The sequence below is a fragment of the Paenibacillus jepli genome (genome assembly GCF_047238105.1).
Taxonomy (GTDB): Bacteria; Bacillota; Bacilli; order Paenibacillales; family Paenibacillaceae; genus Paenibacillus_D.
In genome coordinates this window covers 4,552,795-4,571,765 of the sequence record NZ_JBDFMD010000001.1, presented here as the reverse complement: position 1 = coordinate 4,571,765, position 18,971 = coordinate 4,552,795, and the positions used below count along the sequence as shown (strand labels likewise).

Below are 18,971 nucleotides of genomic sequence, written 5' to 3'. Positions count from 1 at the left end.
TTTATGTGCAGAAGCCCCCTACCGGTCTACCACGTCACCCAAGGCGGTGAACCCGGTCCGGACTGACCGAGCATCTCAAGCACCGGGATCGTATAAGCGAACAGGATCAGCGCCACAAGCAGGACGATCCAGATCCACCATTTCTCCAGCAGCTTCGGCGTCGGTTCGGCCTCGTCTGCGACCTCGCCGATCGGATACGGCGTATTGCCTTTGGGCATCCGCATCATCGCGAAGATATTGTAGACCATCAGGATGACCGCCACGAACAGGATCGTGCCGCCGATCGCCATCGCCACATGATATGGCATCCACAGCACGGCGTCCGGGTGATCGTTGTAGGTTGTGTAAGCTGTGCGACGCGGGGAACCGAACAAGCCGACCGTATGCATGGAGCCGGACATAAAGAACATGCCGATCAGCCAGATGACGGTCTGGATGATGCCCAGCCGGTTCATCGCCGGCGTCAGTACCCGGTTGGTGATGACGGGGATCAGCCAATAGGTAATGCCAAAGAACGTCAACGCGACGCTGGTTGCCACAGTCAAGTGAAAATGCCCCGTCACCCACAGCGTATTATGCACGGCGGCATTCATCTGGTTGCTGGCATTGATGATGCCGCCGGCGCCGGCCGGGATGAAGATCAGCATGCCCATGAACGGGGCGAAGAAACGCACGTCCTTCCACGGCAGGACCTTCAACCAGCCGAACAGTCCTTTGGCGCCCTTCTCGCGGCCGCTGATCTCAAAGGTGGCGAACAGCGAGAACGCCGTCATCAGCGACGGGATAACAACCATGAAGGTCAAGACGACCTGGATGTATTTCCAGAGCGGCGAGATGCCGGGCTCCATGAGCTGATGATGGAATCCGACCGGAATCGAGAACAGCAGCAGCAGGATGAACGAGAGGCGCGCCAGCGCGTCGCTGAATATTTTGCCCCCGATAATCTTGGGAATGATGACATACCAGCAGATGTACGCCGGCAGCAGCCAGAAGTAGACGAGCGGATGGCCGAAATACCAGAACAGCGTCCGGCTGATCATGACGTTGATCGTATCGACCCAGCCGAGCGACCAGGGGATAAACTGCAGGATGACCGTAGCAGCGACGCCGATGGTGGCGATCAGCCACATCAGCATCGTGACGATCGCCATAAAGGCAAAGAGCGGTGACATCTGCCCCTTGTGCTTGCGCCGCCAGTAGCGGTACTGATAGATCATGCCGAAGCCGCCGCTCCAGCTGCCGACGACCAGCAGGACCAAGGCGATATAGAACAATACCGATGCCTGCATCGGCGCGTAGAAGGTGTAGAGCACGGTTGCTTTGTTCAGCAGGATCATGATCGTGCCGAGGACGGTGCCGGCAGCCATCAGCACGAAGCCGAGCCATGCGAACCGGCGGGTCGCCGGCAGCAGCTTGCCTCCCAGTGTGTTGGCCAGTCCCGAGTACAGGAAGCCGATGATGAAGAACGTCGTAAATACGAGCGCCATCAGCACGCCGTGCGCCGTCAGCAACTGGTAATAGCCGATCCCGGCAGGAAGCGTCACCATGCCGCCGCGCACCAACCCCTGCAGCAGACCCGCTACCCCGCCCAGCAGCAATGCGACGAAGGCGAAGATAATATGGCACAGTACGATCGCGGCATCCTGCCGCGGATAAGGCATGTGAAAACCTTGCTTGGGTGAGACTCCGGGCTGAGCGGCCGCTCCAGAGCCGTCTTGGCCCTTGTTGAACGGTCCGACTTCCTGCGGAGCACTAACCGAGGCGGCCGCCGATTGGTGCGGTACCTTTTGTCTTGGATCTATCATGGTTATGTCGTCCCTTCTTATGACACGATGATCGTCGTCGCCATGTATTCATGCCCGATGCCGCAGTACTCGTTGCACAGGATCAGGTACTCGCCCGGTTCCGTGAAGGTGTGGCTCAGGTAGTTGACCTCGCCCGGCACAACCATCATGTTCACATTGGTGCCCGGGATCTGGAAGCCGTGGACAACATCGCTGCTCGTAATCTGGAAATGAACGGTCGCCCCCACCGGAATCTCCATCTTGTCCGGAGAGTAACCGAAGGCATAGCCTACCATATAGGCGTTGTATTCGTTGTCGCCGATCTGTACCAGCCGCGGATTGTCAAAGGGCGGCGTCTCATCCAACTTGTCCGGGTCGATCGCGCCGGTATGGCCGCCATGCTGTTCGTGATGCGAGCCCGGGGGCTGCATGCCCATCGCAAATGCGCCGATCCCGACCACGACCAGGAAGACGCCCAGCATCGTAATGCCGACGACGATCCAGATTTTTTCTAACCGATGAATATGCATCTCTCTACCCCCTCGATATGAATAACACGAACACGCCAAGCCAAGTCACGACGATAAATGCTGCGAGAAGCAGGACCGCGGCGAATGTTCCTTTTAAGATCGGCTCCTTGTCCTTGCTTTCCTTTCCGAGCGGTTTAGTCATTGTGTGCCCTCCCTATCTCTTTGCGTTCTCTCTCATTGTAAGGGGCACTGCCTCCATGCTCAGTGATTGCCGTCACATCGCACCCCTGTGTTTTGTTAACATTGTGTTACATATGGTCAGATTGCTACGTTTGGCGGAGAGAAGGGAGTGAAGTTTTTGGTTGTCAGGATTGGATGGTCGTACTATAATGAAAGAAATATTGCGCGGCGAAGCACGCCCCGTCCTCCTTCAAGGGGGATTGGGGCGTTTTTTGTCGTTTGGGAGGCTTACAGATGGGATTTGAGGAAGCGCACAAAGCGTGGCTGGAGATGCATAAACGCATGTGTACAGGAGAGCGGCGCAGTCGGTTGGAACGCGGGCATGGACACGGAGAACGATTGTTTGCGAAGCAGATTTGGTATGAGCTGGTGGGTAACTTCGACAATTTGCATCCAGAGTATGAAGTGCTGGATTGGCGGGGCAGCCCCTATTTTCTGGACCTTGTGTGGATCTGCGGGAAGCTGAAGCTGGTGATTGAGATTAAGGGGTTCGGCCCCCACGTCCAGAACACGGACCGGATCCGGTACCGACGGGAGCTTAATCGGGAGATTTACCTCCAGGTTCTCGGCTACCGCGTCATCGTCGTCCCCTACGACGAACTGGAAGCTAACCCTGAAGTGATCCGCGGCTTCTTCAAGGCGCTGTTGGCGCAGTTGATGGTACTCACAGAGAAGACCGAGCAGTACACGCTGATAGAGCGGGAGATCCTGCGATTGGCTGCCCGGGGCACTAAACCAGTGCGCCCAATCGATGTAGTAAAGGAAACCGGTATCGGCCATCGCAAAGCTGTGCGAATATTAAAGTCTTTGTGTGACAGAGGCCAACTTCGGCCTGATATTATTGGGGGGAAAGATACAAGGATCTGTCGCTATACCTTGACACCCTCGCTAACAAACGACTGGCTTTAAACGTGGGCCTCTAACCAAATGCCATACGGCAGTTATTTCGACGCATATCAGCCCGGCCGCTCCATCCAAATGCCATACGGCAGTTATTTCGACGCATTCCGGCCCGGGCGCACCATCCAAATGCCATACGGCAGCTATTTCGACGCATTCCGGCCTGTTCGCTCCATCCAAATGCCATACGGCAGTTATTTCGACGCATTCCGACCTGTTCGCTCCATCCAAATGCCATACGGCAGCTATTTCGGCGCATCCCGGCCTGTTCGCTCCATCCAAATGCCATACGGCAGTTATTTCGACGCATTCCGGCCTGGTCGCTCCATCCAAATGCCATACGGCAGTTATTTCGACGCATTCCGGCACGGCGGCACGACAAACATGCGGGCGTCTGCAGCAGATTGCCACTTGAACGCGCTCCAAAACAACCAAAAAAGCCTGCCCCGTAACGGGACAGGCCTCGAGCCTGGAGCTTCCAGCTAGCTCTCGATCGAGCGGATCAGGTCCTTGAGCTTGTCGGCCGACTTGTGGAGCAGCTGCTGCTCCTCGTCGGTGAGCGCGATGTCCATCACCTGGCGCACGCCCTGGCGGTCGACCACGCACGGGACGCCGAGGTAGACATCCGAGATGCCATAGTAGTCCTGCAGCAGCGTCGACACATTGAGCACTGCCGCTTCATCGCGGAGGATCGCGGTGACGATCCGGTCGAGTGCCAGCGCGATGGCGTAGTAAGTCGCGCCTTTGGCCTCGATGATCTGGTAAGCCGCATCCCGCGTATCGACGAATACTTTCTCCTTCGTCGCCTCATCCAGCTCCACCGGCGCGCCGGCGACATTGGCCAGACTCCACACCGCCAGCTCCGAGTCGCCGTGCTCACCGATGATGTGTGCATGCACGCTGCGCGAATCGAGCTTCAGCTCCTCGCCGATCAGGTAGCGGAGGCGGGCGCTGTCCAGCAGTGTACCCGAACCAATGACGCGGTTGATCGGCCAGCCCGACTTCTTCAGCGAGAAGTAGCTCATGATGTCTACCGGATTCGTAGCCAGCAGCAGGATGCCGTTATCGTTGTACTTCAGCACTTCATCGATGATGCTCTCATAGATCGACACGTTGCGTTTGAGCAGATCGGTGCGCGTCTCCCCCGGCTTCTGCGCCGAACCAGCCGTGATGATGATGATGTCGGCGTCTTTGCAATCTTCATACGTACCCGCCCACACTTCGGTATGGCCGATAAACGGCATGCCATGGTTCATATCCAGCGCGTCGCCGACTGCCTTGTTATGATCCACATCGATCAGGACCAGCTCGTCCGCGCGCTCCCGCAACAACAACGTATAGGCTGTGGTCGACCCCACCATGCCCACACCGATTACAACTACCCTTGTCTTTTTCATGCCGACTCCTCCTCGAATGGTTTGTTAACCTTGTAATACATCCACCCCATAAATACTGCACCACCTAAAAGATTGCCCAGCGTAACGGGGATCAAATTATGAAGCATGCCGCCTACCGACACGGAGCCTTGCGTATCTACGACGAAAGCAATAGCAAATGTACATAAATTGGCTATACTATGCTCGTACCCCGAGATGAAAAAACAAAACACAAACAGCATCATCGCAAACAGCTTCGGACCGTCGCCCCGCAAGTTCATCGGGATGAAAAAAGCAAGACAGACGAGCCAGTTACAAAGCAGCCCCCGGAAGAACAGCTCCATCGTCGGCGCATGCATCTTCTTCTCGACGACCTCGAGCAGGAAGGCATGCACCGAGACTTCGCGGAACAGTCCCGTCGCCCAGATCAGCAAAGCGAACGCAGCCGCGCCCAGCACATTGCCGCCATAGCTGTAGAGCCACAAAGTGACGACCCGCGCCCACTTCAGCTTGCCCCGGAGCGCCGCGTAGGTGAAATAAAACGTGTTGCCTGTGAACAAGTCACCGCCGCCGTACGAGATCAGGATGATCGCCGCACCGAAGGTGATGGCTGCCATCGGATACAGGAAGGGCGACTGGTCGGCATAGAAGAAGCTGCCGGTCTTGAAGGCGACGATAACGCCGAAGCCGATAAACATACTGGCCAGCATCGCCCGCAGCAGATAGTGAAGCTTGTTGTTCCGATAAACTTTTTCCTTCTTAAGTGCGAGCTGCTCAACCCGGCGCAGGGGAGCGTGTTCCATAGGTGTCGACATCCTTTCCTTCCAGCAAACGCAGTGTCTCGAGATAATCCTCTCTTGTCTTGATTGCCGTTACAAAACCAGGATCGATGCCGGAGCGGACAAACTCGGATTCGGGCATCTCCTGCCATTCCAGCACATCGAGCAAAGCCGGCAGCATCGCCAGATCGTTCATGAGCAGCGTCTCCATCTTGACCGCACTGGAGCGGTCGAAGATGCCGTGCAGCACCCGGGCCGTCCCGCCGATCACAGGCAATACGGCTTCCGCTGTCGGCTGAAGATGACGCAGCATCAGAGAGGCGGCCTCCCAGGAGAGGAAGGGCATATCCCAGCCTGCGATCCAGGCGTGCTTGTTGCGGGAGAGCGTCAGACCGGCATGCATGCCGCCCAGCGGTCCGCGATTAGGGTAATAATCCGTCAGAATCCGTACCGACTCGTCCACTTTGCGCAGGAAAAGCCGAGGGGTATTGGTCACAATAATGATCTCGCTGCAGACACATTTCATTAACCGGATTTGCCGCTGGATGAGCGCCTCGCCGCCAACCTGCAGCAAGCTTTTATTCTCGCCCTCCATCCGTCGGCTATGCCCGTTTGCCACAATAATCCCTGTCAGCATCATGCATCCTCCTTGCCGCCTCGCGGCTGTCATGACCTTTTGTTGTGTCTTTATTACACCACCAATCCGTTCTTCACGCAGTGATCAATGTCACATGCCGGCTAGGGGAATCCCCTTGATCCGGCGCTCAACTTTAGGGCTTCTCCCGATATCCCCCGCAGGTGTGACATTGTATACTTTTATTATAAAGGAAAAACTATCCGATGAAAGGGGCCAATCAGCATGAAGACCGCCGTGAGTGCAGCAGCACAGGAGCATCAGCCGACAGCCACTCAAGGGATCTCGGCTTACTTCTCCCCCGATAATATAGAAAAGCTTACAAGTCTGATGTATATCAACAAGGTTAAAGCAGGAGCATACCTGTTCTGGGACGGCGATTCGGCCGAATACCTGTACTACGTGAAGTCGGGCCGCGTGAAGCTGACGAAGATGACCGACAACGGCACCAAAATCACACTCTATCTGCACCATGCTGGCGATATGTTCGGCCAGATCGATCCATTCCAACAGTCGGTGCAGAGTTTCAATGCCGAAGTGATCGAGGATGCAGAGATCGGCATCATCCAGCATAAGGATCTGGAGACGATGCTGTGGCAGCATGGCGATCTGGCGATCGAATTTATGAAATGGATGGGCGTGATGCACCGGATGACGCAGACGAAATTCCGCGACCTGCTGCTCTACGGCAAGCCCGGCGCCCTCTGCTCGCTCATCATCCGGCTCGGCAACTCGTACGGTACAGAGTGCAAGGACGGCATCCGGATCGACAAGAAGATCACCAACAGCGAGATGGCCGAGATGATCGGCGCGACCCGCGAGAGCGTCAACCGGATTCTCTCGGACCTGCGGCGTGCGGATGCGATCGCGGTGGACAACGGCTCGGTGCTGATCAAGGACCTCAAGTATCTGCAGAACATCTGCAAATGCGAGAACTGCCCTAAGGATATCTGCCGAGTATAAAAAAATCCCCCAAAAGTGAAGTGAAGCGCTGGAGCTTAGTCCGATTACTTTCGGGGGGGCCCCCGATTAAGATCCCCCAAAAGTGAAGTGAGGCGCTGTAGCCTAATCCGATTACTTTCGGGGGTGCCCCCGATTAAGATCCCCCAAAAGTGACGTTCCTTTCCATATACGAATGCCGGATCCAGAGCGTAACCGCCGGGGATTCGGCTTTTTGCTTTGAGCCCTCTTCCCAAACATGGTAACATCGTGTGTATAAACCTAATCATCAAGGGGTACGACATGCCGAAGACGATATTGATCGTGGAAGACCAGCAGGTACTAAGGGAAATTACAAAGGAATATCTGATCGATGAGGGATACCAGGTGCTGGAGGCCGGCGATGGCAGCCAGGCGCTGGCGTTGTTCCAGGAGCATGAGATCGACCTGATCATCCTGGACATCATGCTGCCGGAACTGGACGGGTGGTCCGTCTGCCGCCGGATCCGCAAGACGTCAAACGTGCCGATCCTGATGCTGACCTCCCGCTCGGACGAGGACGACACGCTGCTGGGATTCGAACTGGGCGCAGATGACTATGTGGTGAAGCCGTGCAGTCCGCCCATCCTGCTCGCACGGACGAAGCGGCTGCTGGAGGGGCGACAGCATCGCCAGGCGGAGCACACGTTGGCAGGCGGCGGTATCGTCCTCCACCTCCCTTCGCGGACTGCGACCGTGGACGGCCAGCCTTGCAGCCTGACGCACACCGAATTCGAGATCCTGGCCTGCCTGATGCACAACCGCGGCATCATCCTCAGCAGGGAGCAGTTGGTCACGAAAATCTGGGGCTATGACTTCGCCGGCGACGACCGGACGCTGAGCAGTCATATCCGCAATCTGCGGGCCAAGCTGCACGGACATGCCAAGCACATCGTTACGGTCGTCCGCTCCGGATACAAATTCGAGGCAGAGTCATGAGGAAAAGCATCGTCCTTAAGCTGTTCCTGCTGACGGCGGGCTTGTGCACCCTCATCGTCGCCGGTCTCTTTGTCGCCCAGACGGTGTTTTTTCAGCAGTACTATGTGCACCAGAAGGTCGGCAACGTCCAGTCCGCACTCCAAGCCTTCGCTCAAGAGACACAGACGGATAGCGGAGATGCCCAGACCGCCTATGCGGAGGAGCAGCTCTTCTATCAGCAGTACAATACCTGGGTGATCCGATTGGACGCCGAGGGCCATCTGCGATTTGCGGATAATTTTGAAACCGTGGTGACATTGGAAGGCGCGGAGAACGCTCCTGAGCTCGCCGGGCAGTCGATAACCATTCCCATGTATACGGTGCTGAACGTAGAAGAGCTAAGAGACGATTATCCGCTTAAGCCCCATTATATCGTTACGCCGGGGGAACCTATCGCCATCGAAGGTTTGTTAATCAACAATCGGTTGTATCCTCAACGCATTGCCAAACACAGGGCTAATCTGCGTGATGAGAGCCAACTGGAAAATGAAGCGCTCGTACGCAAGGAATTGGAAGTCTCCCAAAGCTCCGAGGATGGGGACGAATTTCGTAATCATTACCCGAGCGTGCTGGCATTCGGAACCGTCACAGCGGTCCGGACACCCGAGGGAGCGGCCGAATCACGGTACACCAACCACTTGTTGTTGGAGAGGATAAAGGCCTTCCAGGCCGATCTGCTCTTCGGCGATGTCAGCCCCACGGACGAGGTCATCCTCGATTACGAGGAAAACAATATCCCCTACAAAGTATTCATCACGCCGACGACGGACCGTTCAGGTGACGCCGGGTTTCAGTTCGCGATGACATCGCTCCAACCGGTGGATGAAGTCGTGGGCGTGGCCCGCCAATACTATGGCTATGTCGTGACCGGCACGCTGCTGCTCGTCCTGCTGGCATCCTATTATTATGCCCGCCGGATCGCCCGCCCCCTGCTGCGCATGAACGAAGCTACGCAAAAAATGGCCAACCTGGACTTCTCTGTCCGGCTCCCCGTCGCCACCGAAGATGAGATCGGCAGTCTCTCCGGCAGCATCAACGAGCTGTCCGGCTTGCTGCACAGCCATATCGACCGGCTGGAGCAGGACATCGCGCAAGAAAAGCGGCTGGAGCAGACACGCAAAGCATTCATCGCCGGCGTATCCCATGAATTGAAAACGCCGCTTAGTGTCATCGAGAGCTGCATGTATATCCTCAAGGATAAGCCCGACAGCCGGAAGCGGGAGTATTATTGGACCGCGATGGAAGACGAGCTGGGGAAGATGAACCTGTTAATCTCGGATATGCTGGAGCTGGCAAAATACGAATCCGGCACGTACAACATGGCGTTGTCCCGGTTCCGTATCGATGCGGTGCTGGAGCGGGTATGCGAAAAGCTGGCCCAGGATATGGCCAACAGGCGGTTGCGGCTGCACACCCGCTTCGTCCCTGCCGAGGTGGTCGCCAACCCGCTGCGCATCGAACAGGTCGTTGTGAACTTCCTGACGAACGCGATCCGCTATACGCCGGAAGGCGAGCAGATCCTGGTGACGACAATCGAGGAACCGGATACGGTGAAGATCTGCATCGAGAACAAAGGCGCGCGTATCCCAGAGGAACAACTGGAGAAAATATGGGATCGTTTTTACCGCGGCGAACAGTCCAGACATCGGGCAACCGGCGGCACTGGGCTCGGTCTGGCGATCTCCAGACAGATCCTGGAGCTGCACGGAGCCCGCTACGGAGCGGCCAATACGACGGATGGCGTGAAGTTTTATTTTGAATTGAGCAAGCTTGGTGCCGAAGATATCACAGCCGCAGAGAAAGACAATCCATAAGTCTGTGGCCGCTCACATACAAGGAACAAGCGCAGAACTTCAGGTTCGGCGCTTGTTTTTCGTATGCAGTCCGCTCCCCCTTTCTGCAAATAAATTCACTTCATCTGCATACGGTCTGCACCTCATCTTTATTTCTCTCTTGTACACTTCTATAGAACAAGAGAAAGGGGAAATGAAAGATGCATACCAAAGGACTTAAGCTGCTGCTCATCGTCATCATCGCTTTATCGGTTGCCGCGTGCAATCAACAATCCGCCCCCGGGGAGGCGCCGCCATCCAAGGGAGCGGAGCCCGCAAGCGAGCCTTCCACTTCCTACGAGGAGCTGTACAGGGACACGGTATTTCTCGGCGATTCGATCACGGAGGGACTGACTTTTCACGACATATTGAGCGAGGAGCGCGTCATTGCCGGCGCGGGCAAGACGGCAGAATTCACACTTATGGAAGATGACGTGGACAATCTTGTCGCGCGCGAGCCTGAGCGTGTCTTCATCCATCTGGGCTCAACCGATATCCTGTGGCCGACGGACGATCCGCAGACGCATTCGCTCACGCACTACGGGGAGTTGATCGACCGCATCCGGGTGCCGCTGCCCCAGACAAAGATCGTCCTGCTGTCCGTTGCGCCCGTTACGGCTGACGCCGAGGAAGCGGAGCCGCGCTACCGGAACATCGACGCTTATAATGAAGGACTCCAAAAGCTGGCCGCCGACAAGCAGATCGGGTTTGTCGATCTGACGCCGCTGGTCACTCAATATGCGAATCTGTATGACACGGACGGCATTCATTTTCAGGCGGCCTTTTATCCCAAGCTGCTCGAATATCTGAAGGACGCGTAAACGCATGTGCAGTACTGTCGCATTCGAGGCCGGACCCGCTCCGGCGCGCTCGGGAGGTAAATAGCGTTGGTATTCAGCAGCCTGAATTTTCTGTTTCAATTTTTGCCTGCCGTGCTGGTGGCGTATTATCTCTCGCCCAAGAAGCTGAGAAACGCTATGCTGTTCGCAGCCAGCCTCGTCTTCTATGCCTGGGGAGAACCGCTGTACATTTTCCTGATGATCTTTTCCACGCTGTTCAATTATGTGAACGGCCTCCTGATCGACAGGTTCAGGGATCGGAGGATGGCTGCACGAGCCGTCTTCATCCTCTCCATCACCGGCAACCTGGCGATACTGGGATTTTACAAATATGCCGGATTCGTCGTCGACAACCTCAACGGGCTGCTGAACCTGCAGCTGACCGCCGCTGATCTGCCCTTGCCGATCGGCCTCTCCTTCTACACGTTCCAGACGATGTCCTATGTCGCGGACGTCTACCTCCGCAAGACAGAGGCACAGCGGAACATCATACATCTCGGCACGTACGTGACGATGTTCCCGCAGCTGGTGGCAGGTCCGATCGTCAAATACGGCGATATCGCCAAGCAGCTCACCGAGCGCCAAGTGACGCTGGAGGGGTTCGGCAAAGGGGCGGAGCTGTTCATCCGGGGACTGGCCAAAAAAGTGCTGCTGGCCAACAACATCGGTCTGCTGTGGAGCAGCGTGAAAACGACGCCTGCAGACGAGCTCACCGTGCTGGCCGCCTGGCTCGGCATCCTGGCTTTTACGCTGCAGATCTACTTCGACTTCAGCGGTTACTCGGACATGGCGCGGGGGCTGGCCCGGATGTTCGGGTTTGAATTCCAGCTCAATTTCAATTATCCGTACATCTCCCGGAGCGTGACGGAATTCTGGCGGCGCTGGCATATATCACTGGGCTCCTGGTTCCGAGAATACGTCTATATTCCGCTTGGCGGAAACCGGGCTGGACTCAGCAAGCAGCTCCGGAATCTGCTGATCGTCTGGCTGCTGACGGGGCTTTGGCACGGAGCCAGTTGGAACTTCGTCATCTGGGGGCTATATTTTGGACTGCTGGTGACGATGGAGAAGCTGTTTCTGCTGCAATGGCTGCAGCGCTGGGGGCGCCCCGCCGGTCATCTCTACACGATGCTGGCCGTCATCATCGGCTGGGTATGGTTCGAATTCGTCCATCTGGGATCCGCATGGACGTTTATCGGGACGCTGTTCGGAGCCTCGTCTGCCGGATGGGCGGATACACAGGCACTATATGATCTGTCCACTAACGCGCTCCTGCTCTTGGCAGCTGTTCTGTGCGCGACGCCGCTGCCGCGCAGACTCGCCTTGCGGGTGAAGGACCAGTGGCCTCTGGCCGGCGCGATTGCCGTTCCGGCTGGTTACTTGGCAGCGCTGGTACTGTCGACGGCTTATCTCGTGGATGAGACGTACAATCCATTTTTATACTTTCGCTTTTAAGGGGAGGAGGCGTCTGGATGACATGGGAGGCCAAGCGCAGCTCCGTTACGGGACTGCTGCTGCTGATATTCATAGGCGCGATAGCTGCTGCCAACCTACTCACGGCAGATAAGACCTTCTCGGCATCCGAGAACCGGGTGCTGGCCGGACGGCCGGAGTTCTCGTGGCATGCGATCCGAAGCGGTCAATACACGACTGATCACGAACGGTATACGACCGATCAGTTCGCATTCCGGGACGCCTGGGTCGGCGCGAAGACAGAGGTTGACCGGGCATGGGGCAAAAAGGACAGCAACGGCGTCTATCTGGGCAGGGACGGCTACCTCTTGGAGCATTACACCTCCCCGTCTGCCGACCAGTTGCAGGACAGAGTTCAGGCCATCCGGGCTTTCAGCCTAGCTGCGCCAGAACTCCGAACACATCTGCTGCTGGCACCGACCGCCGCTGCCCTGATGGCGGACAAGCTGCCCGATTATGCTCCAGTCGGCGACCAGGCCTCCGACCTGTCGCATATCCGGCGCCTGCTGCCAGCATCCGTACGTTATGTGGATGCTTATGCTGCACTGGCGGCTCATCGCGAGCGGCCGCTCTTTTATAGGACAGACCATCATTGGACGACTGAGGGCGCTTATCATGCCTACCGGGAGCTTGGCAGACAGATGGGCTTCGTACCGCAAGACGAAGCTGCCTTCGACATCCGACAAGTGACCGGAACATTCTATGGGTCGCTTTACTCCAAGAGCGGCTATCGCCGCCTTGAGCCCGATCGCATGTCACTTTATCTCCATAAGCCGGAGGAACGGGTCGAGGTAACTTATGTCGACGAAGGCCGGGTCGCGGATTCCCTGTACGAGCTGGAGCATCTCGATAAGAAGGACAAGTACGCCATCTTCTTGAACGGCAACCATGGCCTGATCCGGATCCGATCGGAAGCCCCCGCGGACAGCAAGCTGCTGGTGGTCAAGGATTCCTACGCCAACAGCCTGATCCCCTTCCTGACGAAACACTTCGGCGAGATTCATGTCGTCGATCTCCGGTATTACGATGAGCCATTGCTGGAGCTCGTGCAGGAACACCGGATCCGGGACATGCTGATTTTGTACAACGCCAAAACCTTTTTCGAAGATCCGTCTATTCTGAATATAACGGAGGGTATACAATGAGACATCGATTGGTTATCCTGCTCCTGCTTGCCGCAGCGGTCGGCCTCCTGAGCGGATGCTCCGGTCAGCGGGGAGCTTACGAGACGATAACGGCCGCCGAAGTGGGCGACCGCATCCGGGAAGCGGCAGACTTGGGCGGCATGCAGCCGGCGGATGCCGGGAAGCTGAGCAAGACCTATGCGATTGAGATGAACAGTATTGCAGACTTCGTGCTCTATACGGCTGTTTCCAATGTAGAAGCGGATGAGCTGGCCATCATCAAAGTCAAGGATGAGGGCGAGACCGAAGCGGTAATGGATCAGATCCGGCATAGAGTCGAGACCCAGACGGTCAAATTCAGAGACTATCGCCCCGAGGCCTATCATCTGATCGAGAATCATGTACTGAAAGCTACAGGCCCGTTCGTGTTCTTCGCAGTGTCGGCTGAGGCGGTCCATATGGAACGCGCGTTTGATGAAGCTTTGAAATAAAAACCGGACCCAAGCGATAAGCTTCGGGTCCGGCCTTTTGTTTTCCGGGGCTCTCCGCAAAGGTTCTGACACCGCGTCGAAGCCAAGGCTCCACTTTGTGGGGTTATAGTATATCTAACCTTTCGTCGCGCCCGCCGTCAGTCCCTCCACCAGGAACCGCTGCAGGAACAGGAACAGCGTCGTCACCGGCAGCGCGACCAGGACGGCGCCTGCGGCGAACATCGTGAACTCCGTGGAGTTGCGCTGGCTGACCATCTGGTACAAGCCGACGGCCAACGTGCGCTGGTCTTCCGTCCGCAGGATCAGATCGGCGAAGATGAAGTCTACGAAGCAGCCGTTGAAGATCATCAGCCCGGCATAGGTGAGCATCGGCCGGGACAGCGGGATCATGATGGAGAAGAACAGCCGCAGGTGGCTGGCGCCGTCGATCCGGGCGGCATCCTCCAGACTCTTCGGGATTGTGTCGAAGAACCCTTTGGCCACGAACACATTGGTCACCATCGCCCCGCTGCTGTAGACCAGCACCAATGCCCAGTGCGAATTGAGCAGGCCCATCGTGTTCAGCAGCACATAGATGGCGATCATCGCCATGAAGCCCGGGAACATCTGCAGCACCAGCAGCGTCGTCAGCGCCGTCCGTCTCCCTGCAAACCGGTAGCGCGAGATGGCGTAAGACGAGAGCAGCAGCAGGAACGTCCCGAAGATGGTCGACAGCGCAGCCACCTTGAGCGTGTTCATGAACCACAACGGATACCGGGTGTTCTGAAACAGGTTCACATAGTGCTCGAAGGTAAACTCCCTCGGGATGAAGGTATCGCTGAACAGGCTGTTGCCCACTTTGAGCGAAGACATGAGAATCCAGAGCGCCGGGAACAGGCTGACCAGACTCAGGATGATCAGGATCAGATAGCTAATCGACAGCTTGATGGTCGTCGTCGGTCCCCTTCTCATGCGATCATGTCCTCCTCTTTGTAGGATCGTGTACGCCTGTAGCTCCAGATCGAGAAGGAGGCGACCATCAGGAAGATGACGATCCCGATGACGGAAGCGAAGCTGTACTGCGATTGGTTGAGTGCGAGCTTGTAGAGCCAGGTCACGAGCAGATCCGTGTGTCCGGCATATTGGTAGTTGGCATTGACCGGTTCGCCGCCGGTCAGCAGATAGATGACATTGAAGCTGTTGATGTTGCCGGCGAATTGCATGATCAGGATCGGCGCGGTGGCAAACAGCACCATCGGCAGCGTGATCAGGCGGAACTTCTGCACGGAACCCGCCCCGTCGACCTCGGCCGCTTCATACATATCCTTGGGGATCGTCGTCAATACGCCGATCGCCAGGATCATCGTGACCGGGATGCCCAGCCACATGTTGGCGATGATGACGGTCACCTTGGCCCAGAACGGATCGGTCAGCCACGGGATGCCGTCCAGCCCCATCGCCCGCAGATAGCCGTTGACCGGGCCAAACTGGTTGTTGAACATGTTGCGCATCACGAGCAGCGAGATCATACTTGGGATCGCGAACGGGATGATCAGCACGGTGCGCCACAGCTTCTTGAAGCGGATGCCCGGCTGCTGGATGAGCACTGCCACCAGCACGCCGCCGACGTACGTGGTGAACGTCGCGATGACTGCCCAGATCAGCGTCCAGGTCAGCACGCCGCCGAAGGTGGAGCTCCATACTTTGAGATTGACCATCTTCAGGAAGTTGTCGAACCCGACCCAGTCGACCAGATTGGCCGGCGGCAGGATCGGATCGGCATAGTTGGTGAAGGCCAGCAGGATGGAGAAGATGATCGGCAGAATCGTCAGGAACAAGACGGCCACCGCAGGCAGCGCCAGCACGAGATAAGCAAAATGCTTGCGGTTGATCTCACGGAGCGATGCTGCGAAATGACGGGGATGCTCGCCCCGATCCCGCGATTGGCCGACCAGATAAGCATCCCGAATATTCAGCGCGTACAAGAAGGCAAGCAGCAGTACCGCAAGCAAGGCAATCAGCCCGTCGATCATCATGAAAATGGAATGGTCGCCCTCCACCATCTTGGTCAGTCTGCCAACCTTGACCATCGCGCTCGGCTGAACGCCGAGCGTGATGAGGCCTTGGAGATAGCCAAGCAGCGATTGCAGCAGACTGTACCATCCAGCTGCGTATATGGCCAGAAACAGCAGCCCTTTCAGATATTGCCGGTTATAGAGCTGACCCGCTCCCATACAGACAATGGAGAGAACGACGGCCTTGGTTTTTTTGTGCATGCGGCTACCCACCTGTCATTTATTTCGAATCGATGTCGGCCTTGATCGTCGTCACCGTCTGGTCCAGTATCTGCTGAACGTCCACGTTCGGGTCGTCCCATACGGAGATGAATGCCGCCTTGAGCGGATCCCATACCGAGTTGATCTGGGAGATCGAAGGCATCGGCGTGGAGTTCGTGAATTGCTCGAAGAAACCGCTGGTGATCGGATCGTCCTGGATGGCAGCATCCTCGCCTGCTTCGATGTTCGCCGGGATGGCGCCGGTCATCTCGAAGTTTTTGAGCTGATTCTCCTTGCTGCTGGCGAACTGCGCAAACAGCCGCGCTGCGATCGGATAGTTAGAGTAAGAATTGACATAATAAGATTTGACGCCTGAGAATGACATCGACGGGCTGCCTTCCGGTGTCTGCGGCAGCGGCACCACGCCGAAATTCACCTTGTCCTTGAAAGCCGCCACCGACCACGGTCCGTCGATATTCATCGCCAGTTTGCCCTCTTGGAACAACTGAGTCTTCACATCATAGGTAACGTCCCCTGCGTTCATCGGCAGGATCTCGCGCAGGCTGCGGAGGAACGTGAAGCCTTCGACTGTGCCTTCGCTGTTCAGCCCGAGATCGGAAGGGTCCGTATTGTCATCGCCGAAGATATAACCGCCGAAGCTGCCGATGAACGGATAGGTGTAATAACCGACGAACTCCCACATGATCGCATATTTGTTCTGGCCGGGATCGTTGTAATCCTTGGCGAAGGCAATCACATCATCCCAGGTCTGCGGCGCCTCCGGCATCAGATCCTGATTGTAGAACAAGCCATATGTCTCGACTGACTTGGGATAGCCGTATAGCACACCATCATAGGAAGAAGCCGTTATCGCCGCTTCGACCATGGTGGCCCGGGTTTCTTCCTCGAACACGTCGTTGGGAAGCAAGAGACCTGCTGTAACTGCCTGACCGATCTGGTCATGCGGCATCGTCAGCACATCGGCTGCCAGCTTGGACGGGCCGTCCGTCGCCAGCCTTCCGCCCTGCTCGCCGCCGGCCAGCTCCTCAATCTTCACCGGTACGCCATACTCCGCCTCAAATGCGGCAGCAAGCTCCTGCATATACGCAAGCTGCTCCTTGGACTCCCAGACGACCAGCTCCGCTCCCTCTTCCGGGACGATGTCTTCTTCTTCCTCTTGCCCTGCATTTCCCATATTGCCTGCATTGACAGCATTATTATTGGTATTCGCAGGCTGATTGCCGCCAGTCCCGCTGCCGCCCCCGTTAGTGCTGCAAGCCGCCAGTACCATCGTCATCGCCAAGCATAGCGTGATCATGGTCATCGGAGTTCTTTTCCGTCTCTTCTCTTGATTCATCGTAACCGCCCCTTCTACACATCAGAATAAGTTACTGCGCAAACGTTATACCAGCCGGGGTGCCTGAGCTGCATGCAAAAAAGGGCACAACCCGCTGCACAAGGTGCCGAGGTTGTACCCTTCCAGGTAACATTGCCTTTAAATTATCATGCCAAAACTGGTAAACGTTTTTGCTCGCCTCCATCATACAGCAGGCGTAAAAGCGTTTGCAAATTGCTTTTTCGGGAGAAATCAATAAAAATAAACATGTAATCGAGTTAAATCTTTCGTTTTCTCCCCAAAGCTTCCGATCGCATGAAATATCTCCATTGTACCGTATGCCTTGAGTTGGGCTATGATAAGAAATCAGAGTGGACAAACGTTTGCACAATCGGACGGGAGGCTGTTATGAGAGTCACCATAAAGGATGTTGCCAGCAAGGCCAATGTATCTCCCTCCACCGTCTCACGCGTTCTGGCGGGCAACGGCAGAATCGGCAAGGATACGATTATCCGGGTCAGAAAAGTGCTGGATGAGCTAGGCTATCATCCGCATCACGCCGCTCAGGGACTGGTCAGGCGGACAACCTCGACCCTTGGCATCTCGCTGCCCCGATCGGCTAACGATATGTTCGGCAACTTCTTCTTCCCCGAGCTCATGCGCGGCATCTCCTCACGCGCTTCCCGTGCCGGCTATGACATCCTCATGACGACCGCTTCGCAGGAGCGGGAAGAGCTGGCTGCCCTTGCCCGCATCGTCAGAGGCCGCCGGGTGGATGGGGTCATCCTGCTCAGTTCAAGAGAGGACGATCCGTTGATCCGGCTGTTGGAGGAAGAGGGTTTTCCCTATGTGCTAATCGGACGCCATGAAGGCTCCGCACGAGCCTTGTCCGTTGACACCGACAATATAAAAGCCGCCTATGAACTCACGCAGCATCTGATTGCCCAGGGCAACCGACGGATCGGCTTCATCGGCGGACCTGCGCATGTGATGGTCCATAGAGACAGACGACAAGGCTATCTTCAGGCGATGTCCGAGGCCCGCTATGCCGTCAAGGAAGAATGGATCATCGACAGTGAACTGCTGCAAGAGAGCAGCTTCCGGGCGATCTCGATGCTGATGGAGCTGGAAGAGCGGCCGACAGCGCTAGTCGTCATTGATGACGCCGTCTGCTTCGGCGTATTGCGCGGACTTGGCGAGCTGGGCTACCAGGTTCCGCGCGACATCAGCCTTGCCGCATTCAACAACATCGCGCTGTCCGAGCTGTCCACGCCTTCCTTGACGAGCGTGGATATCGGCACGTATCAGCTGGGATATACTGCGGCCCACAGCCTGCTGCAGCTGCTCTCCCGGGAGGAAGTGGACAGACAGCGGTACATTATCCCCCATCGGCTGATCGTACGCGAGTCTTCTCTGCGGGGATAATCGCCGCATAAAAATCTTTATTCCTGTATTGTATTGACAATATGGATATGGTATGAT

At 56.6% G+C, this 18,971-nt stretch carries 18 protein-coding genes; 9 read left to right on the top strand and 9 right to left on the bottom strand.

Features of this window, described 5'->3' with window-relative positions; all coding sequences use genetic code 11:
* Nucleotides 1-26: 26 nt before the first annotated feature.
* The 3 genes from ABC336_RS19785 to ABC336_RS19775 all read right to left on the bottom strand — a co-directional run bounded on the left by ABC336_RS19785 (nt 27) and on the right by ABC336_RS19775 (nt 2,456).
* On the bottom strand, nt 27-1,661 hold the full coding sequence (locus tag ABC336_RS19785; RefSeq protein WP_413242565.1) for a cbb3-type cytochrome c oxidase subunit I: 1,635 nt from the start codon (nt 1,659-1,661) through the stop codon (nt 27-29).
* Nucleotides 1,662-1,822: 161 nt separating this feature from the next.
* Nucleotides 1,823-2,314 (bottom strand): cytochrome c oxidase subunit II, encoded by a 492-nt coding sequence (locus ABC336_RS19780; RefSeq protein WP_413240279.1) that lies wholly within the window; start codon nt 2,312-2,314, stop codon nt 1,823-1,825.
* Nucleotides 2,315-2,318: 4 nt separating this feature from the next.
* Nucleotides 2,319-2,456 (bottom strand): cytochrome c oxidase subunit 2A, encoded by a 138-nt coding sequence (locus tag ABC336_RS19775; protein ID WP_413240278.1) that lies wholly within the window; start codon nt 2,454-2,456, stop codon nt 2,319-2,321.
* Nucleotides 2,457-2,728: 272 nt separating this feature from the next.
* Here ABC336_RS19775 and ABC336_RS19770 point away from each other — a divergent pair, with 272 nt between their 5' ends.
* Nucleotides 2,729-3,403, top strand: a complete 675-nt coding sequence (locus ABC336_RS19770; protein WP_413240277.1) for a hypothetical protein — start codon at nt 2,729-2,731, stop codon at nt 3,401-3,403.
* Nucleotides 3,404-3,876: 473 nt separating this feature from the next.
* On the opposite strand, the gene ABC336_RS19765 is transcribed toward ABC336_RS19770, so the two are convergent.
* Genes ABC336_RS19765 through mobA form a run of 3 tightly spaced genes read right to left on the bottom strand, consistent with a single transcriptional unit; the run spans nt 3,877 to nt 6,189 of the window.
* A complete protein-coding gene (locus tag ABC336_RS19765; RefSeq protein ID WP_413240276.1) occupies nt 3,877-4,791 on the bottom strand; it encodes an L-lactate dehydrogenase in 915 nt (304 codons plus the stop codon).
* Nucleotides 4,788-5,573, bottom strand: coding sequence for a formate/nitrite transporter family protein (locus ABC336_RS19760; RefSeq protein ID WP_413240275.1), 786 nt, complete (start codon nt 5,571-5,573; stop codon nt 4,788-4,790). The genes ABC336_RS19765 and ABC336_RS19760 overlap by 4 nt, the downstream gene beginning before the upstream one ends.
* Nucleotides 5,545-6,189: a molybdenum cofactor guanylyltransferase gene (gene mobA, locus ABC336_RS19755; protein ID WP_413240274.1), complete on the bottom strand. Its 645-nt coding sequence runs from the start codon at nt 6,187-6,189 to the stop codon at nt 5,545-5,547. Before mobA ends, ABC336_RS19760 begins: the two co-directional genes overlap by 29 nt.
* A 219-nt stretch (nt 6,190-6,408) precedes the next feature.
* Here mobA and ABC336_RS19750 point away from each other — a divergent pair, with 219 nt between their 5' ends.
* From ABC336_RS19750 to ABC336_RS19720, 7 genes are all read left to right on the top strand, one after another.
* Nucleotides 6,409-7,146, top strand: a complete 738-nt coding sequence (locus ABC336_RS19750; RefSeq protein ID WP_413240273.1) for a Crp/Fnr family transcriptional regulator — start codon at nt 6,409-6,411, stop codon at nt 7,144-7,146.
* Between the two features lie 279 nt (nt 7,147-7,425).
* Nucleotides 7,426-8,100, top strand: coding sequence for a response regulator transcription factor (locus ABC336_RS19745; RefSeq protein ID WP_413240272.1), 675 nt, complete (start codon nt 7,426-7,428; stop codon nt 8,098-8,100).
* Entirely contained in the window at nt 8,097-9,953 is a 1,857-nt protein-coding gene (locus tag ABC336_RS19740) for a sensor histidine kinase (protein WP_413240271.1), read from the top strand. The genes ABC336_RS19745 and ABC336_RS19740 overlap by 4 nt, the downstream gene beginning before the upstream one ends.
* A 179-nt stretch (nt 9,954-10,132) precedes the next feature.
* Entirely contained in the window at nt 10,133-10,792 is a 660-nt protein-coding gene (locus tag ABC336_RS19735) for a GDSL-type esterase/lipase family protein (protein WP_413240270.1), read from the top strand.
* 66 nt (nt 10,793-10,858) lie between these two features.
* Nucleotides 10,859-12,265, top strand: coding sequence for an MBOAT family O-acyltransferase (locus ABC336_RS19730; RefSeq protein WP_413240269.1), 1,407 nt, complete (start codon nt 10,859-10,861; stop codon nt 12,263-12,265).
* Between the two features lie 17 nt (nt 12,266-12,282).
* Nucleotides 12,283-13,428, top strand: a complete 1,146-nt coding sequence (locus ABC336_RS19725) for a DHHW family protein (protein WP_413240268.1) — start codon at nt 12,283-12,285, stop codon at nt 13,426-13,428.
* Nucleotides 13,425-13,898, top strand: coding sequence for a DUF4358 domain-containing protein (locus tag ABC336_RS19720; RefSeq protein WP_413240267.1), 474 nt, complete (start codon nt 13,425-13,427; stop codon nt 13,896-13,898). Before ABC336_RS19725 ends, ABC336_RS19720 begins: the two co-directional genes overlap by 4 nt.
* A gap of 114 nt (nt 13,899-14,012) precedes the next feature.
* Here ABC336_RS19720 and ABC336_RS19715 read toward each other — a convergent pair whose 3' ends face one another.
* From ABC336_RS19715 to ABC336_RS19705, 3 genes are read right to left on the bottom strand one after another with little or no spacing between them, the layout of a single operon-like run.
* Nucleotides 14,013-14,849: a sugar ABC transporter permease gene (locus ABC336_RS19715; RefSeq protein WP_413240266.1), complete on the bottom strand. Its 837-nt coding sequence runs from the start codon at nt 14,847-14,849 to the stop codon at nt 14,013-14,015.
* Nucleotides 14,846-16,153, bottom strand: coding sequence for a sugar ABC transporter permease (locus tag ABC336_RS19710; protein WP_413240265.1), 1,308 nt, complete (start codon nt 16,151-16,153; stop codon nt 14,846-14,848). The genes ABC336_RS19715 and ABC336_RS19710 overlap by 4 nt, the downstream gene beginning before the upstream one ends.
* 19 nt (nt 16,154-16,172) lie before the next feature.
* A complete protein-coding gene (locus ABC336_RS19705) occupies nt 16,173-17,510 on the bottom strand; it encodes a sugar ABC transporter substrate-binding protein (RefSeq protein WP_413240264.1) in 1,338 nt (445 codons plus the stop codon).
* Between the two features lie 387 nt (nt 17,511-17,897).
* Between ABC336_RS19705 and ABC336_RS19700 the strand changes: the two genes are divergently transcribed.
* A complete protein-coding gene (locus ABC336_RS19700; protein ID WP_413240263.1) occupies nt 17,898-18,914 on the top strand; it encodes a LacI family DNA-binding transcriptional regulator in 1,017 nt (338 codons plus the stop codon).
* Nucleotides 18,915-18,971: the final 57 nt, after the last annotated feature.

Coding starts and splice junctions, on each gene's coding strand:
- ABC336_RS19785 (WP_413242565.1), bottom strand. CDS start 1,661: ATGCCTTATCCGCGGCAGGATGCCGCGATCGTACTGTGCCATATTATC.
- ABC336_RS19780 (WP_413240279.1), bottom strand. CDS start 2,314: ATGCATATTCATCGGTTAGAAAAAATCTGGATCGTCGTCGGCATTACG.
- ABC336_RS19775 (WP_413240278.1), bottom strand. CDS start 2,456: ATGACTAAACCGCTCGGAAAGGAAAGCAAGGACAAGGAGCCGATCTTA.
- ABC336_RS19770 (WP_413240277.1), top strand. CDS start 2,729: ATGGGATTTGAGGAAGCGCACAAAGCGTGGCTGGAGATGCATAAACGC.
- ABC336_RS19765 (WP_413240276.1), bottom strand. CDS start 4,791: ATGAAAAAGACAAGGGTAGTTGTAATCGGTGTGGGCATGGTGGGGTCG.
- ABC336_RS19760 (WP_413240275.1), bottom strand. CDS start 5,573: ATGGAACACGCTCCCCTGCGCCGGGTTGAGCAGCTCGCACTTAAGAAG.
- mobA (WP_413240274.1), bottom strand. CDS start 6,189: ATGATGCTGACAGGGATTATTGTGGCAAACGGGCATAGCCGACGGATG.
- ABC336_RS19750 (WP_413240273.1), top strand. CDS start 6,409: ATGAAGACCGCCGTGAGTGCAGCAGCACAGGAGCATCAGCCGACAGCC.
- ABC336_RS19745 (WP_413240272.1), top strand. CDS start 7,426: ATGCCGAAGACGATATTGATCGTGGAAGACCAGCAGGTACTAAGGGAA.
- ABC336_RS19740 (WP_413240271.1), top strand. CDS start 8,097: ATGAGGAAAAGCATCGTCCTTAAGCTGTTCCTGCTGACGGCGGGCTTG.
- ABC336_RS19735 (WP_413240270.1), top strand. CDS start 10,133: ATGCATACCAAAGGACTTAAGCTGCTGCTCATCGTCATCATCGCTTTA.
- ABC336_RS19725 (WP_413240268.1), top strand. CDS start 12,283: ATGACATGGGAGGCCAAGCGCAGCTCCGTTACGGGACTGCTGCTGCTG.
- ABC336_RS19720 (WP_413240267.1), top strand. CDS start 13,425: ATGAGACATCGATTGGTTATCCTGCTCCTGCTTGCCGCAGCGGTCGGC.
- ABC336_RS19715 (WP_413240266.1), bottom strand. CDS start 14,849: ATGAGAAGGGGACCGACGACGACCATCAAGCTGTCGATTAGCTATCTG.
- ABC336_RS19710 (WP_413240265.1), bottom strand. CDS start 16,153: ATGCACAAAAAAACCAAGGCCGTCGTTCTCTCCATTGTCTGTATGGGA.
- ABC336_RS19705 (WP_413240264.1), bottom strand. CDS start 17,510: ATGAATCAAGAGAAGAGACGGAAAAGAACTCCGATGACCATGATCACG.
- ABC336_RS19700 (WP_413240263.1), top strand. CDS start 17,898: ATGAGAGTCACCATAAAGGATGTTGCCAGCAAGGCCAATGTATCTCCC.